This is a genomic window from Armatimonadota bacterium (genome assembly GCA_017993055.1).
GTDB lineage: Bacteria > Armatimonadota > UBA5829 > DTJY01 > DTJY01 > JAGONM01.
This window is the reverse complement of sequence record JAGONM010000016.1, coordinates 34,243-48,875: the sequence shown is the minus strand read 5'-3', so window position 1 is coordinate 48,875 and position 14,633 is coordinate 34,243. Positions and strand designations below refer to the sequence as shown.

12 protein-coding genes are annotated in these 14,633 nt (G+C 60.8%); all 12 read left to right on the top strand.

The window, feature by feature from the left end; genetic code table 11:
* The first annotated feature begins 4 nt into the window (after window positions 1-4).
* The 12 genes from KBC96_07955 to KBC96_07900 all read left to right on the top strand — a co-directional run bounded on the left by KBC96_07955 (window position 5) and on the right by KBC96_07900 (window position 14,615).
* The gene (locus tag KBC96_07955) at window positions 5-1,576 is read left to right on the top strand and encodes a hypothetical protein (GenBank protein MBP6964323.1); all 1,572 of its coding nucleotides are present in this window, start codon (window positions 5-7) and stop codon (window positions 1,574-1,576) included.
* Window positions 1,577-1,612: 36 nt separating this feature from the next.
* The gene (locus KBC96_07950) at window positions 1,613-2,641 is read left to right on the top strand and encodes a hypothetical protein (protein MBP6964322.1); all 1,029 of its coding nucleotides are present in this window, start codon (window positions 1,613-1,615) and stop codon (window positions 2,639-2,641) included.
* Window positions 2,642-2,644: 3 nt separating this feature from the next.
* Entirely contained in the window at window positions 2,645-3,286 is a 642-nt protein-coding gene (locus KBC96_07945) for a class II aldolase/adducin family protein (GenBank protein ID MBP6964321.1), read from the top strand.
* A 98-nt stretch (window positions 3,287-3,384) separates the two neighbouring features.
* The gene (locus tag KBC96_07940; protein MBP6964320.1) at window positions 3,385-5,109 is read left to right on the top strand and encodes a ribulokinase; all 1,725 of its coding nucleotides are present in this window, start codon (window positions 3,385-3,387) and stop codon (window positions 5,107-5,109) included.
* Between the two features lie 271 nt (window positions 5,110-5,380).
* Window positions 5,381-5,950 (top strand): guanylate kinase, encoded by a 570-nt coding sequence (gmk, locus tag KBC96_07935; GenBank protein MBP6964319.1) that lies wholly within the window; start codon window positions 5,381-5,383, stop codon window positions 5,948-5,950.
* Window position 5,951: 1 nt separating this feature from the next.
* Complete coding sequence (coaBC, locus tag KBC96_07930; GenBank protein ID MBP6964318.1) at window positions 5,952-7,154, top strand: bifunctional phosphopantothenoylcysteine decarboxylase/phosphopantothenate--cysteine ligase CoaBC; 1,203 nt, start codon at window positions 5,952-5,954, stop codon at window positions 7,152-7,154.
* A 37-nt stretch (window positions 7,155-7,191) separates the two neighbouring features.
* Complete coding sequence (gene metK, locus KBC96_07925) at window positions 7,192-8,340, top strand: methionine adenosyltransferase (GenBank protein MBP6964317.1); 1,149 nt, start codon at window positions 7,192-7,194, stop codon at window positions 8,338-8,340.
* A complete protein-coding gene (gene priA / locus KBC96_07920; GenBank protein ID MBP6964316.1) occupies window positions 8,341-10,764 on the top strand; it encodes a primosomal protein N' in 2,424 nt (807 codons plus the stop codon). It abuts the gene before it with no gap.
* Window positions 10,765-10,803: 39 nt separating this feature from the next.
* Window positions 10,804-11,283 carry a peptide deformylase gene (gene def / locus KBC96_07915; protein ID MBP6964315.1) on the top strand — a complete coding sequence of 160 codons (480 nt, stop codon included), beginning with the start codon at window positions 10,804-10,806 and terminating at the stop codon, window positions 11,281-11,283.
* A 3-nt stretch (window positions 11,284-11,286) separates the two neighbouring features.
* On the top strand, window positions 11,287-12,222 hold the full coding sequence (fmt, locus tag KBC96_07910; protein MBP6964314.1) for a methionyl-tRNA formyltransferase: 936 nt from the start codon (window positions 11,287-11,289) through the stop codon (window positions 12,220-12,222).
* A gap of 151 nt (window positions 12,223-12,373) precedes the next feature.
* Window positions 12,374-12,721, top strand: coding sequence for a tetratricopeptide repeat protein (locus tag KBC96_07905; protein MBP6964313.1), 348 nt, complete (start codon window positions 12,374-12,376; stop codon window positions 12,719-12,721).
* 34 nt (window positions 12,722-12,755) lie between these two features.
* Window positions 12,756-14,615: a DUF4445 domain-containing protein gene (locus KBC96_07900; protein ID MBP6964312.1), complete on the top strand. Its 1,860-nt coding sequence runs from the start codon at window positions 12,756-12,758 to the stop codon at window positions 14,613-14,615.
* The last annotated feature ends 18 nt before the right edge of the window (window positions 14,616-14,633 follow it).

Below are 14,633 nucleotides of genomic sequence, written 5' to 3'. Positions count from 1 at the left end.
GACCGTGTCGCGAACGTCCTTCTACTGCTCCGACGAGAACCTGAACGACCTCTGGCGTTGGGTAGTCGACTCAGCGCTGAACGACTTCGGCTGCTCCAGGATGGACGGCAGGGACGTGGCGATGGGCCCTCCGTGGCTGCGGGATCACGTGCACGAAATGAAGGCATACAAGTATCTCGTCGAGGACATGACGAGCGGCCTCGAGTTCTTCTTACGACACCAGTTTCCGGACGGCCAGTTCCCCGACTTCTTCGTCCCGATCGGCGACCAGCATCAGAAGTTCGTGCATCCCGACTTTGAGCAGGAAGACCCGTCGCAAAACCGAGTCTTCATCCGCGTGCCGGTCGAGGCGGATCTCGAATACCTGGCGGTCGAGGGAGTCTACCAGGCATGGCAGGCAACCGGCGATACTGAGTGGATGTCTCGGCAGCTCCCGATCCTCAAGAAGGGCCTTAGCCACCTGACCTCGCACAAATGGCGCTGGTCGGAAGAGTATGGACTGGTCAAACGGCCGTTCACGCCCGATACTTGGGACTTCATCAACTGGTACGATCCGGATGATCACTTCAGGACCAACTGCGAGATCCGCCGGATGGACGACACCATCCCGTTCTGCCTCTTCCACGGCGACAACAGCGGCCTCTACTCGGCTTGCATGATGATGGCTGGGATGGCGCAGGCAGACTCGTCGCCAGAGGTGACTGACTGGGCCGAGTTCGGCGAGCACATCCGCGAGCGGGCGAACCGCCTGCTCTGGGGCGATGGGTTCTATGTCCACCAGTTGCACCTCGACCGCGAGATGTTCGCGCTGCACAACGAGCGCTCACGTCTGAGCCTGAGCAACCCCTACGACATCAACCGCGGCATGCCGACGCATGCGATGGCCGTGTCGATCATCGATGCTTACCCCAAGCGATGGAAGCTCCGGAAGGACACCCACATCGCCGAGTGGTTCACCATCGACCCACCTTACGAGCCGAGGTTCAGTTGGTACGTGCCCGGCGAGTACGTCAATGGTGGGCTCTTCGGCGCGGTAGCCGGTGAGCTCTCGAAGGCTGCGTTCCGTCACGGCCGCGAGGCATATGCGGTTGACATCCTCCGGCGATACCATGCGCTCATCCGGGAGTGGGGCGAGGTCCGGTTTATGTGGTGGCCGGACGGACGACCATTCGGCGGCGGACCGTCGGGATGGTGTGGGGGGGCGGTTGTCTCGGCGATGATCGAAGGCTTGGCAGGTGTGAAGGATCGCGGCGTTGCGATGAGTGACGTCTTGCTCTCTCCTCGGTGGGCTTCGGCCGACGTCTCGTCGGCGACCATCGCTGCGGGATACCCGGCGTCTAAGAAGGCGTTCAGTTACCGGTATACGGCGGACTCCGAGCGCATCACGATCGAATGCACCGGGGACGGCAGCTTGGCCGTCCACCTGATGCTCCCGCAGGGAGCGCGTGTTGTCTCTGCCAGCTGGCAGGAGCAGCCGGTGGAGCATAGGGTTTCGAAGATAGAGGGCAGCTCATATCTGGACGTGGAAGGTCTGTGCCAGTCCGGGTTGCTCACGGTCAGCATTCGGCAGGTCTGACCGGTCCGACACGTTCGACTGAGCATGGAGGTTACCATGATTCGATTCAGAACGGTCTTGCTCATCCTACTCATCGCGCTCATGGCGGTGTCATGCTCGGCTGCCGAGCTGAAGCGCGTCTTCGCCTACTATCAGGTCCCGGCGCTCGATCGGTCGGCTGACGAGGCGCTGATGGCCTACAAGAGCGTCATCACCGACCTCTCGCCGACAATAATCGAGGTCATGGATGGCCTCGGTAAGGTCGAGGTCACACCTGAGACCAAGTACCTCGACATCTTGGCGGACGACAAGACGACGATGATCTCGCCGCTGATCCGCAACTACAACTTCGACAAGCAGATTGCCAAGTGGTCGCTCTTCAGCCCGTCGGCCCAGAAGAGAATGGTCGAGGGCACGCTCAGGCTGCTCGAAGGCGAGCCGAGATACAAGGGCGTCGTCATTGACATCGAGAATACCTCGCCGACCGACCGCGATCACTACTCGGCATTCATCCGCCGGATGTACGAGGCACTCAACCCGAAGGGCTTCAAGGTCTTCACCGTCGTCGGCCCGAAGGAGGTCGACATCCCCAAGGCGATGTGGACCCGCGCGTTCGACTACAAGGAGATCGGCAAGTACTCCGATTTCGTCATCCTGATGACCTACAACCAGCATTGGAAGGGCGGGGTTCCGGGACCGTGCGCCGCGATCGACTGGTTCGAGGCATGCGTGAAGTACGCGTGCGAGTGCATGCCCAAAGAAAAGGTCATTGCCGGCATCCCGTTCTACGGCTACGACTGGCCGGAGAAGCCGCCCGCAACGAGCCTGACGCACAAGAAGGCGTTGGCCCTGATCGACCGCATCAAGCCGCCGAAGATCGAGTGGAGCGAGGAGTGGGCGACCCCCTTCTTCACCTACGCCGAGAACGGTGTCAAGCACGAGGTCTGGTTCGAGGACGTCCGCAGCGTTCAGGCGAAACTTGACGTCTGCCGGAAGCTCGACGTCGGCGGAGTGGCCGCGTGGCGTCTCGGCGATGAGGACCCGAAGTTCTGGGAGGTCATCGGCCGCTATTCGAGGGGAGAGTAACCGATGCTGCATAGACTGAAGGAGATGGTCTGCGACTACAACAAGCTCTTGCCAACGCACGGTCTCGTCAGGATGACGAGCGGCAACGTGAGTGGCCATGATCCGGAGTCCGGTTGCGTGGTGATCAAGCCGAGCGGCGTGAGTTTCGAGGATCTGACGCCCGAGGTCATGTCGGTTGTCGACCTCGACGGCAATGCCGTCGGGGGGCACTTCAAGCCGTCCGTCGATACCGCGACCCATCTGTATGTCTATCGCCACATGCCGAACGTCGGGAGCGTGATCCACACCCACTCCAACTATGCGACCGCCTTCGCCGCGCTCGGGGAGGGGATTCCGTGCTGCCTGACCGCCATCGCCGACGAGTTCGGCGGCCCGATCCCGATCTCGGCCTATGCGCGGATCGGCGAGGAGGAGATCGGCCGGGAGATCGTCGAGAAGATCGGCGCGTGCCCTGCCATCCTCATCAAGAGCCACGGCGTCTTCACCGTCGGGCGCACTGTCGCCGATGCCTTCAAGGCGGCGGTGATGCTCGAGGACGTGGCAAAGACGGTCTACATCGCACGCTCCATGGGCCGTCCGATTGAGATCCCCGCCGATGAAGTCGAGCGAGCGCACAGGAGATATGTCGAGAAGTACGGGCAGTGATTGAATCGGTGAGCCGCTCGAAGGGTGAAGCGCTGAACATGCAGACTGCGTCTCAGTCCTTTAGTACCTCAGAGATTCAAAGCCCGATGGAGGTTACCATGTCAGATCGCAAGTTTGCACTTGGAATAGACTACGGCACCAATTCCGTCCGCGCGCTGATCGCGGATGTCGAAACCGGGGAGGAGATCGGCACGCACGTCCACAACTACGTCAGGGGGTGCGACGGCATCATCCTCGACGAGCGCGACTCCAACCTCGCCCGCCAGCACCCCGCCGACTACGTCGAGGGCCTGGAGACGTCGGTCCGGGGTGCGATGGAGGACGCGGCGGGCAAACCGGGGTTCAGCGCCGACCGGATCATCGGCATCGGTGTCGACACCACCGGCAGCACCCCGATGCCTGTCGACGCGACCGGCGTGCCCCTCGCATTCCACGACGAGTTCAAGGACAACCCGAACGCGATGGCCTGGCTCTGGAAGGATCACACCAGCCACGCGGAAGCCGAGCTCATCACCGAGAAGGCGCACGAGCACGACCCCGACTACACCAAGTACTGCGGCGGGATCTACTCGTCGGAGTGGTTCTTCGCCAAGGTGCTCCACCTCGCGAACGTCGATCCGGCGGTGTACAACGCGGCCGCCAGCTTCGTCGAGCACTGCGACTGGATGCCCGCGTTGCTCGTCGGCGATACCGATCCGAAGCGCATCTGCCGGGGTCGGTGCTCGGCAGGTCACAAGACGCTCTGGAACGTGGAGTGGGGCGGACTCCCGAAGCAGTCGTTCTGGTCTGATGTCAGCCCGAAGCTCTGCGGTCTGATTGACAAGCTCTACACGGACACCTGCACCGCCGACACGAAGGTTGGCGGACTCTGCGCGGAGTGGGCGGCGAAGCTCGGCCTGCCGGAGGGGATTCCCGTCGCCGCCGGAGCGTTCGACGCGCACATCGGCGCGGTCGGCGCGGGGGTCAAGCCCGGCACGCTCGTCAAGATCATGGGTACCTCCTCCTGCGACATGATGGTTGCCCCGCCGGCGGAGGTCGATGGCACGATCAAGGGCATCTGCGGCCAGGTCGACGGCAGCATCGTCCCCGGCATGATCGGCTTCGAGGCCGGGCAGTCGGCGGTCGGCGACATCTTCGCCTGGTACCGCGACCAGATGCGCTGGCCGATCGAGAATCTGTTTTGCCATGAGTCCCATGTGTCCGATATGTCCAATCATGCCAAGGCGAACGCTCTTCCGATCCTAACCGATCTTGCCGCGAACACCAAGCCCGGACAGTCCGGGCTCCTCGCGCTCGACTGGCTGAACGGCAACCGCACGATCCTGGTAGACGTGAACCTGACCGGCATGATCCTCGGACTGACACTCGGGACGCGGCCGGAAGAGATCTTCCGCGCGCTGATCGAGGCTACGGCGTTCGGCGCGCGTGTGATCATGGAGCGCCTCGAGGAGTACGACGTTGAGGTCAACGACGTCATCACGTGCGGCGGGCTGGCGGAGAAGAACCCGTTCCTGATGCAGATCTACGCCGACGTGACCGGCCGGCCGATGAAGGTCTCGCGATCGGGCCAGACCTGCGCGCTCGGCTCGGCGATGTTCGGCGCAGTTGTTGGCGGACGCTACCGGAAGGTCGAGGAGGCTCAACGTGCGATGGGCGGCCTGAAGGACTTCGTATACACCCCGAAACCCGAGGCCAAGGCGGTCTACGACAGGCTCTACGCTCTCTACCGCCGCCTTCATGATGCGTTCGGGACCAAGGGCTACTCCGGGTCGCTCTCTGACGTGATGAAGGAACTGCTCAGGACCAAGCGAAGGGTCGGGTAGGCAATGATGCGCCAGTTCCTGCGGACATTGCCGATGTGAGCCGATAATGGTGTTACCAGTCCCTGCAGAGCAGGCTGGGCATCTGTTTCCCCCTTATCGGGAGAGAGGGTTCGGGGAGTCTCCCGCACCCTCTCTTCCCTTCAGGCGGATTCGTTGACAGACATGGGCTTCCGATGCTACAATCTCGCGTCCATCAGCCTTCTCTTCCGGGTCATGGAGCCGCGACTTGGGCACACCGAACAACCTCGAAATTCTCAACCGGCGGTCCGGATTGCTCATAGTCTTCTCCGGCCCGTCGGGTGTCGGCAAGGACACTGTTCTACACGGCCTGTGCGCCGTATGCCCGGGTGTACATAGGTCGGTGACCTTCACCACAAGGAAACCGAGGCCCGGCGAACAGCACGGCGTTGACTACTTTTTCGTGTCCGAGGATGAGTTCCGTGCGATGATAGCTCGGAACGAGTTTCTCGAGCATGCCGAAGTTCACGGGAATCTCTACGGGTCGTCGCTGGGTCAGGTACGGGAGATTCGCGAATCAGGCGGGGACGTCCTGCTCAAGATAGACGTGCAAGGCGGGTTGGCCGTCAAGGAGCGACTTCCCGATGCAGTGATGATCTTTGTCGGGCCGCCGTCGCTGGACGAGCTGGAGCGTCGGCTCCGGGGTCGGGAGTCGGACAGTGATTCGGCGATCGCCAGGCGACTTGAGGACGCCGGCAGGGAGATCGAGCAGATTCCGAGATACGAGTACTTGGTCATTAACGACCGCATCAAAGATGCGGTTGCGACGGTTCACGCAATCGTTATGGCGGAGCGGGTGAGGATTCGGTCGTATGAGGGCTGAGCTGAACGGCAAGACGGTTGTGATGGGGATCACGGGAGGAATCGCGGCGTACAAGGCGGCGGAGGTCTGCAGCACGCTTGTCAAGAGTGGCGCCGATGTCCACGTCATCATGACCAGACACGCAAGACGGTTCGTCGCACCGGCCACGTTCAGTGCACTCACGCACAATCGTGTCGTTACCGGGCTCTTTGAGGAGCCGGAGAAGTACGAAATCCAGCATGTGTCGCTCTCAGAGCGAGCCGACGTCATGCTGATCGCGCCTGCGACTGCGAACATCATCGGCAAGATGGCCTCCGGGATTGCCGACGACATGCTCTCGACTACCGTGATGGCTGCCACCTGTCCTGTCATCCTGGCGCCTGCGATGAACGCGCGAATGTGGGGGAACGCGGTCGTCCGAGAGAACGTAAAGAAACTGGAGTCTGTGGGATACCGATTCGTAGGTCCGATCAGCGGCCGCCTCGCGTGTGGTGAGGTTGGCGCCGGGAGAATGTCGGATTGTCGGGATATACTGGCGGAGGTTGCGCGTGTTCTCGTCGGGCGGCGCGACTTGGAGGGAATCTCTATCCTCGTGACGGCCGGACCGACCGAGGAACCGATTGACGCCGTGCGTTTCATCGCCAACCGCTCGTCGGGCAAGATGGGGTATGCGATTGCGCAGGCGGCGTCCCGTCGAGGTGCAGACGTGATCCTGGTCTCAGGGCCGACGTCACTGACGCCGCCAGCCGACGTGGAGTTCATCTCGGTGCGCACCGCGGCGGAGATGTTGAACTCAGTCATGGTGAGCCTTCCCAGGGTCCGATGCGTTGTCGGGGCGGCGGCAGTTGCGGACTACACGCCGGTGTCGCCTGCTTCTGGGAAATTGAAGAAGACGTCGAGGCAGATTTCCGTGCAGCTTGTGGCTACGGCTGATATCGTCGCCGAGGTAGGGAAGCAGAAGGGCGACCGCATCCTGATCGCCTTTGCCGCCGAGACCGATGATCTGCTTGACAATGCGCGGGAGAAACTGAGGGCCAAGAACGCTGATATGATAGTCGCGAACGACGTCTCTCGCAGTGACATAGGTTTCGGCGCCGATGAGAATCAGGTGACGATCATCGAGCCGGGGAGTGAGGAACATCTGCCCAAGCTTCCAAAGTCGGAAGTTGCGGAGAGAATCCTGGATCATCTCAAAAAAGCGCTGGTGACATCCGGCGCGGCATGAAAGGGCCTGCTGAATTGCGGGCAGTTGGAGGAATCAGTTGAGCAAGAATAGATACATGTTTACGTCCGAGTCCGTGACGGAGGGACATCCTGACAAACTGGCCGACCAGATCTCGGATGCGGTGCTGGATGCGATTCTGGACAAAGACCCCCGGGGTCGCGTAGCCTGCGAGACGATGGTCAGCACGGGTTTTGCTTTAGTGGCGGGAGAGATCACGACCGACACCTACATTGAGATACCGGCGATCGTCCGCAAGACCGTCGAGGAGGTCGGCTACACCAGCGCGAGATCCGGTTTCGACTACGACACCATCGGGGTGATGACCGCCATCCAGTCGCAGTCGCCTGATATCGCCGCTGGGGTGGACACCGGCGGTGCGGGCGACCAGGGGATGATGTTCGGTTTCGCGTGCAACGAGACCGAGGAACTGATGCCGGCTCCCATAATGTTGGCTCACAAGTTGGCAAGACACCTGGCAAACGCGCGCAAGGATGGTGAACTGAACTACCTTCGCCCCGACGGTAAGAGTCAGGTAACTGTGGAATACGACGGCTTCAAGCCGGTTCGGGTTGACAAAGTCCTGATCGCGGCCCAGCATCAGCCGACGGTGCCGCAGAGTACCATCTACGAGGATATCGTCGAGCGGGTGATCAAGCCGACTATGCCTGCCGAGATGCTGGACAAGAACACGAAATACCTTGTCAACCCCACGGGAGTATTCGCGATCGGCGGCCCGAGGGGTGATACCGGTCTCACGGGTCGGAAGATTATCGTCGATACCTACGGTGGGACGGCCAGGCACGGAGGTGGGGCATTCAGCGGTAAGGATCCGACAAAGGTTGATCGTTCGGCAGCGTACATGATGCGCTACATCGCGAAGAACGTCGTTGCATCTGGTCTCGCCGACCGGTGTGAACTCCAGATCGCCTATGCCATCGGCGAGAAGGAACCCCTGTCGGTCAACGTCGCTACTTTCGGGACCGGCAAGGTGCCGGATGAACGGATATGTGAGCTTGTGAACAGGTATTTCGATCTGACTCCCGGCGAGATCATCCGCAAGCTTGATCTTCGCCGCCCGATCTACCGGCAGACTGCGGCCTACGGTCATTTCGGCCGGACGGACCTCGCGGTCCCGTGGGAAGCGACGGATATGGCCGATACGCTTCGGAAAGAGGCGGGGCTGTAGTTGTATGCTGACGTAGTCGTGGACGCGGATGCGCCCCGGCTCAGGCAGCCCTTCACGTATCGCGTCCCGGATGAACTCGCGAAATCGGTCGGTGAAGGGGTATGCGTCGCCGTCTCCTTCGCCGGCCGTGAGTTGACAGGCTACGTCATAGCTCTAAGTGACCAAGTACCCGAGCTCTCGGGTCTGAGGGACATCCTCGCCGTCATCCCCGATTCCATCCGGCTCAGCCGACCGCTCGTCAACCTCGCTCGGTGGATCTCCGATGAGTATGTCGCCTCCCTCGAACACTCCATCCGGGCGATCGTGCCGGAGATTATGAACGCGTCGGTCTCCACGCTTGTCAGGCTTATCAGCCAGGAGAAAGTCTCCAGCGCGTCGCCGAATCAGAAAAGGCTTGTGGAGGCATTGATTTCGCTCGGAGGCGAGTCCGACCAGGACGTCTTAAAAGCGAAGGCCCGACTGCGAGGCTTCGGGGCTGTCCTCCGGCAGTTAAGGGAGCGAGGTGCCGTCGAGGTTCTGAGGGTGTTGGAACTCCCGAGGTCGCGACCGCTGACCGCGCAGGCGTTGACTATCACGCATGACCTGGAGGAAATACCGCTCGAAACCCTCGAGTCCCGCGCGCCCAAACAGGCCGCGATCCTTAGAGAGCTTCGGGAGTCGGGGGACGCGGTCCTCCAGTCGGACGTACTGCGCAAGACCTCCAGCTCATCGGGCTCTGCCAGAGCGCTTCTGCGGAAGGGGTTGGTGAACAAGTCGAGACTCGTTGTGAGGCGCGACCCCTTCAAGGTCGAAGGTGTTGCCCCATCCGAACCGAAGACTCCGACCAGAGAACAGGCCGACGCTATCAACATGATCCGGCAGGGCCTTGTGGCGGAGTTGCCCCAAACCACTCTCCTATACGGGGTTACGGGCAGCGGCAAGACTGAGGTCTACCTTCAGAGCATCGCGACCGCAGTCGAGCAGGGGCGAGGCTGTATCAACCTCGTACCGGAAATCTCCCTGACCACGCATCTTCTCGAGCACTACAAGTCGCGCTTCGGCGATCAGGTAGCTGTTCTGCACAGCAGGCTGTCGGCCGGGGAGCGACACGACGAGTGGCGGCGAATCGAGAGCGGTGAGGCGAGAATCGTACTGGGCGCCCGGTCGGCCGTCTTCGCTCCGGTCGCCGATCTCGGCCTCGTTGTGGTTGACGAAGAGCACGAACCTTCGTATAAGCAGGATCATTCGCCCCGGTATAGCGCTCGGGCCGCCGCCGAGGAACGGGCTCGTGAGTCGGATGCGTCCGTGATACTGGGAAGTGCTACGCCTGCGGTTGAGAGCTTCTACCGTGCTTCATTGGGGGATGTCCAGCTTGCCGTCCTGAAGACGCGGATTGACGACAGGCCGATGCCGGAGGTCGCCCTCGTGGATCAGCGAGAGGAGTTTGACGCTGGGCGACGCGCTGTGTTTAGCGACCTGCTGGTGGAGCGGATTACGGAGAGGCTCAGCCGGGGCGAGCAGGTGATCCTGTTCGTAAACAGGCGAGGATACGCGTCGTTCGTTCTCTGCAGGTCCTGCGGGCACACGCCGAGTTGCCCGCATTGCGACGTCTCTCTGACCTATCATGCTGCGGCCAAGAGGCTGAGGTGTCATCACTGCGGGGAGTCTATTTCGGCCCCCATCGCCTGTCCACATTGCGGAGGCGTTCATATCCGGCAGTTTGGACTCGGTACCGAGAAGGTCGAGGAAGAGGTCCGCAATGCTTTTGCTGATGCCCGGGTTATCCGCATGGACAGTGACACGACCGGGCGAAAGAATGCCTATCAGCAGATGCTTGGCGCGTTCCGCGAGGGCAGGGCGAACGTGCTCGTCGGTACACAGATGATCGCCAAGGGACTTGATTTCCCCAATGTCACTCTCGTCGGTGTCGTAAGCGCGGACACCATGCTGCATGTGCCGGATTTTCGCTCTGCTGAACGGACGTTTCAGCTCTTGACTCAGGTCAGCGGACGAGCCGGCAGGGGGGACAGACCTGGAGAGGTCGTGGTGCAGTCGTTCTCGCCCGAGCATTACGCGATAAGGTCGGCTGTGCGTCAGGACTACCTCGGCTTCTACGGTCAGGAGATTGCGTATCGCCGGGAACTCGGATATCCTCCGTTTTCGAGGTTGGTCAACATTGTTTCCAGCGATCCGATTGACGATACTGCAAGGGAGCGACTTCAGCGCGTGGCGGACATCCTGCGCAGCAAGGCTCTCACGGGACTCGAGGTCGTCGGTCCGGCACCTGCGCCGCTGTCCCGGCTGCGGGGCCTCTATCGTTGGCATCTGATCGTTCGCGGCGACCAGGGAGCAGATCCTAGAGCCTGTCTTCGAGATATGATTCATGGTCGCGAAGTGAGCGGGCCCGGTCTATCTATCGACGTTGACCCCGTTGCGATGCTATAATCGGGCCGTAAGAAGCGAATTGGCGCTCGAGGTGATCGTATGGCAAGCCGTGAAGTTGTGACTTACCCTGACCCCAGGTTGAAGCAGCAGGCCAAGTCCATCGCGAAGGTCGATGCTGCGCTCAAGTCCCTCATCGAAGATATGGTAAGCACGATGCGTGATCAGCGTGGCCTGGGGCTGGCGGCGAATCAGGTCGGCGTCCTACAAAAGATCCTTGTATATGATGACGGCAGCGGCTTGGGGGTGCTGATCAACCCGAAGATTGTAACGGCGGAGGGCGAGCAGAGGGGATTCGAAGGATGTCTGAGCGTTCCAGGCCTCCAGGGCGAGGTGTGCCGGGCCGAGAGGATCGTTGTGAAGGGCATTGACGCCGACGGTAGGGCGGTGAAGATCAAGGCGGAGGGCCTTCTGGCGCGCATCCTCCAGCATGAGATTGACCATCTTGAGGGCAAGCTGTTTATAGACCGAGCCGATCCTCGCACTCTTGAGTATATTACTGACGACGAGGCGGAGGAATAGCGCATGCGCGTGCTGTTCATGGGCACAGCGAGCTTCGGCGTATGCACGTTCTTGTCGCTTCTCGATTCCAAGCACGAATTGCTTGGGGTGGTTACCCAACCGGATCGTCCGAAAGGCCGGGGGCGCTCGCTACAGGAGTCGGCGATCAAGCAGTTCGCGGTGAGGTACGGCGTGCCGGTCTACCAGCCGGAGAGTGTTCGCGTTGATGAGGTGCTGGATCTGGTCCGAGCGATCGCCCCGGACATATTTGTGGTGGTAGCATTCGGGCAGATCATACCCAAGTCATTGCTCGACATGCCGAGGTACGGCAGCGTCAACGTCCATGCCTCGCTCCTGCCGAAGTACCGCGGTGCTGCACCAATCCAGTACGCGTTGTTCAACGGTGAGGCGAGAACCGGCGTCACCACCATGCTCATGGATTCTGGGCTGGACACAGGGCCTATACTCCTGCAGGAGGAGATGGAGATCGAGCCGAACGAAGATACGGGCAGTCTCGAGGACCGCCTCTCTGTGATCGGTGCCCCTCTGCTGTTGCGGACCCTCGATGGTCTGGAGGATGGCACTATCACCCCGACACCGCAGGATGATGCACAGTCAAGCTACGCGCCTTCAATCAAGAGGCAGGACTGCGTGGTGGACTGGCGGCGACCGGCACCTGAGATCGTCAATCTCGTGCGCGGTTGCATACCTCGACCGGGAGCAGTGACTGTCTGTGCCGGTACTCCCGCCAAACTCTGGTCCTGCTCGGCGCGAGACGGCGATGGTCGCCCCGGTGACGTTCTGAGCGTGGAGAGCGATGGTATTACCGTGTCAGCCGGCGCCGGGGCGGTGCTCGTAAGAGAGCTTCAGCCCGAGAACCGGAAGGTGATGCGCGCCGCTGATTTCGCTCGGGGCTACGCGGTGTCTGTGGGGTCGCGTTTCGGGCCTGATGGAGATTGATATCGCCGTGCAACAGTGGTATACTCGCGTTTGAATCCCGGGAGGGAAGTATCCGCTCTAGCCTGTGGCTCGTCTGCCTGGTGTGGACCGAGGTAACTGCCATACTTCTATACTTCATATTGCATAACGCACAGGCGTCAAGAGTTGGGCTATGAGCGAGATCGAGGATCGCCTCCGTCAGGGTATTGCATACAAAGTCGAGGGCAAGTACGACGAAGCAACCGCGGAGCTTCAGACGGTGTTGTCGCACGACTGCTCTCACGTCGAGGCTCACAGGCAGTTGGGGCTTGTCTACTGCTTCCAAGGCCTGTTCGATGAGTCTGTGGAGGAACTGCGAAGGGCCGTCGAACTCGATCCTGAGAGTGTGGACGCACGCAACGATCTTGGTCTCACCTATTGCATGCTCGGGATGATGGACGAGGCAAAGGCCGAGTTTGAGGCGGTGTTGAGTCGGGACCCTAGCAACGAGACTGCGCTCAAGAACATGGTCTATTTCTGAACTGGGGAGTTTCTGATAGTGGAGTGGGCATATCTTGAGTTCATCTGAAAACATTAGCATCGTATTTCAACCGGGCGGGAAATCCGTATCGGTCGGCAGAGGCTCTGCACTACGCCAGGCGATTGAGGAACATGACATCGGCCTGGCGTTTCCGTGCGGTGGCAAGGGGCGATGCGGAAAGTGCAAGGTGCTGTTCGAGGAAGGCGCACCGCCGGCTACTCCCAACGAGGATGCCAAGCTGACTGAAGCAGAGATTGCGGCGGGATACCGCCTCGGCTGTGATGCTCTACTGCCTGAGGACGCAGTTGTTCGCGTAGACGAAACCCGTGGCTTGCTCGATGCTCATGTACTCGCCTCCGGCGCCAAGCGGGAGATTCGCATCGCGCCGCGGATAACGAAGAGACACGCGATAGTGCCCGCACCGAGCACGTCGGATCTGAGATCGGATTTGACACGAATTGTCGACGAACTCGGATCCGGCCCTGAGCGGGTGAAAATGCCTCTTCCACAACTCCGCAGTCTGGGCAGGCGAGTTCGCCGATCAGGGTTCTCGGTCACAGGGGTGTTTTCGCTGGGAGACCTGATCGGTATCGAGGAGGGAGACACCACGGACTATTGCTTCGGAGCGGCATTCGATATCGGCACTACGACAATCGCGGGATACCTGATGGACCTGTCGAGTGGACGTCAGCTCTCGGTCGCTTCCGGCATGAACCCTCAGACGCGGATAGGAGATGACGTCATCAGCCGCATCAACTACACGATGCAGGAACCGAAAGGCCTCGCGCGAATGCGACGGGATGTCGTCGGTGAGATCAACCGCCTGCTTGACGTGCTGCTTCGCGCTTCCGGGGTCAAGAGGTCGTCGGTCTACGATGTCGCGATCGTGGGCAACACCTGTATGAGCCATCTCTTCCTTGGTATTGACCCGAGGCATCTCGCGGCTTCGCCCTATGTACCTGCCGTTAGTAGCAGTCTCTGTCTTGTGGCGGGGGACTCAGGTATTCGTATCAGCAGGTCAGGCACGGTTCGGGTACTGCCAAGCATCGCGGGATTCGTCGGTGCGGACACCGTGGGGATGATCCTCTCATCCCGCCTGAGGGAATCAGATGTGCCGATGCTTGCTGTGGATATTGGCACAAACGGGGAGATTGTGCTAGGATTGGGCGGCCGTATGCTCGCATGCTCGACGGCGGCGGGTCCCGCCTTAGAGGGTGCCCATATCCGGCACGGCATGAGAGCTGCCCCGGGAGCAGTTGACACTGTCTGCATGGAGTCCGGCGAGATTAGCTTCAGCACGGTCGGGTGTGTGAGTCCCATCGGAATATGCGGGTCGGGTCTTCTCGATGCCGTCGTTTGCATGTGCCAGGCAGGAATTGTCGAATCGAATGGGCGAATAGTAGATTCGACCGAGTTGCCGAAAGGACACCATCTGAGGGATAGGGTAGTTCAAGGCGAGCGGGGTAGTGACTTCCTGCTGGTGAGGGCCGAGGAATCGGCGAACGGCAAGCCTATAGTAGTTACGCAGCGCGATGTTCGGGAAGTCCAGTTGGCAAAGGGTGCGATCGCCACGGGAATCCGCACATTGATGGAGTGCGGAGGTGTCGGACCGGAGGACTTGGGGAGCGTAGTTCTCGCCGGCGCTTTTGGAAACTACATGCGCAAGGAGAGCGCAGTGGCGCTCGGCCTGATTCCCGATGTGCCGCTTGGTCTGGTGCACTCGATAGGCAACGCGGCCGGCGAGGGCGCGAAACTGGCCCTGCTCTCGACCGAGATTTTCGCGGAGGCGGATGAGATCGCCGAATCGGTGGAGTACATCGAACTCACTATTCATCCGGGTTTTCAGGACAGATTTTCCGAGGAACTCATGTTCGGCTGTTCGGCTGACGCGTGAGTTTCCGGTTTGCATGAA

Excerpts from the sequence above, each read along its gene's own strand:
- def (MBP6964315.1), top strand. The coding sequence starts at position 10,804 with ATGGCAAGCCGTGAAGTTGTGACTTACCCTGACCCCAGGTTGAAGCAG.
- KBC96_07940 (MBP6964320.1), top strand. The coding sequence starts at position 3,385 with ATGTCAGATCGCAAGTTTGCACTTGGAATAGACTACGGCACCAATTCC.
- KBC96_07945 (MBP6964321.1), top strand. The coding sequence starts at position 2,645 with ATGCTGCATAGACTGAAGGAGATGGTCTGCGACTACAACAAGCTCTTG.
- fmt (MBP6964314.1), top strand. The coding sequence starts at position 11,287 with ATGCGCGTGCTGTTCATGGGCACAGCGAGCTTCGGCGTATGCACGTTC.
- KBC96_07905 (MBP6964313.1), top strand. The coding sequence starts at position 12,374 with ATGAGCGAGATCGAGGATCGCCTCCGTCAGGGTATTGCATACAAAGTC.
- KBC96_07950 (MBP6964322.1), top strand. The coding sequence starts at position 1,613 with ATGATTCGATTCAGAACGGTCTTGCTCATCCTACTCATCGCGCTCATG.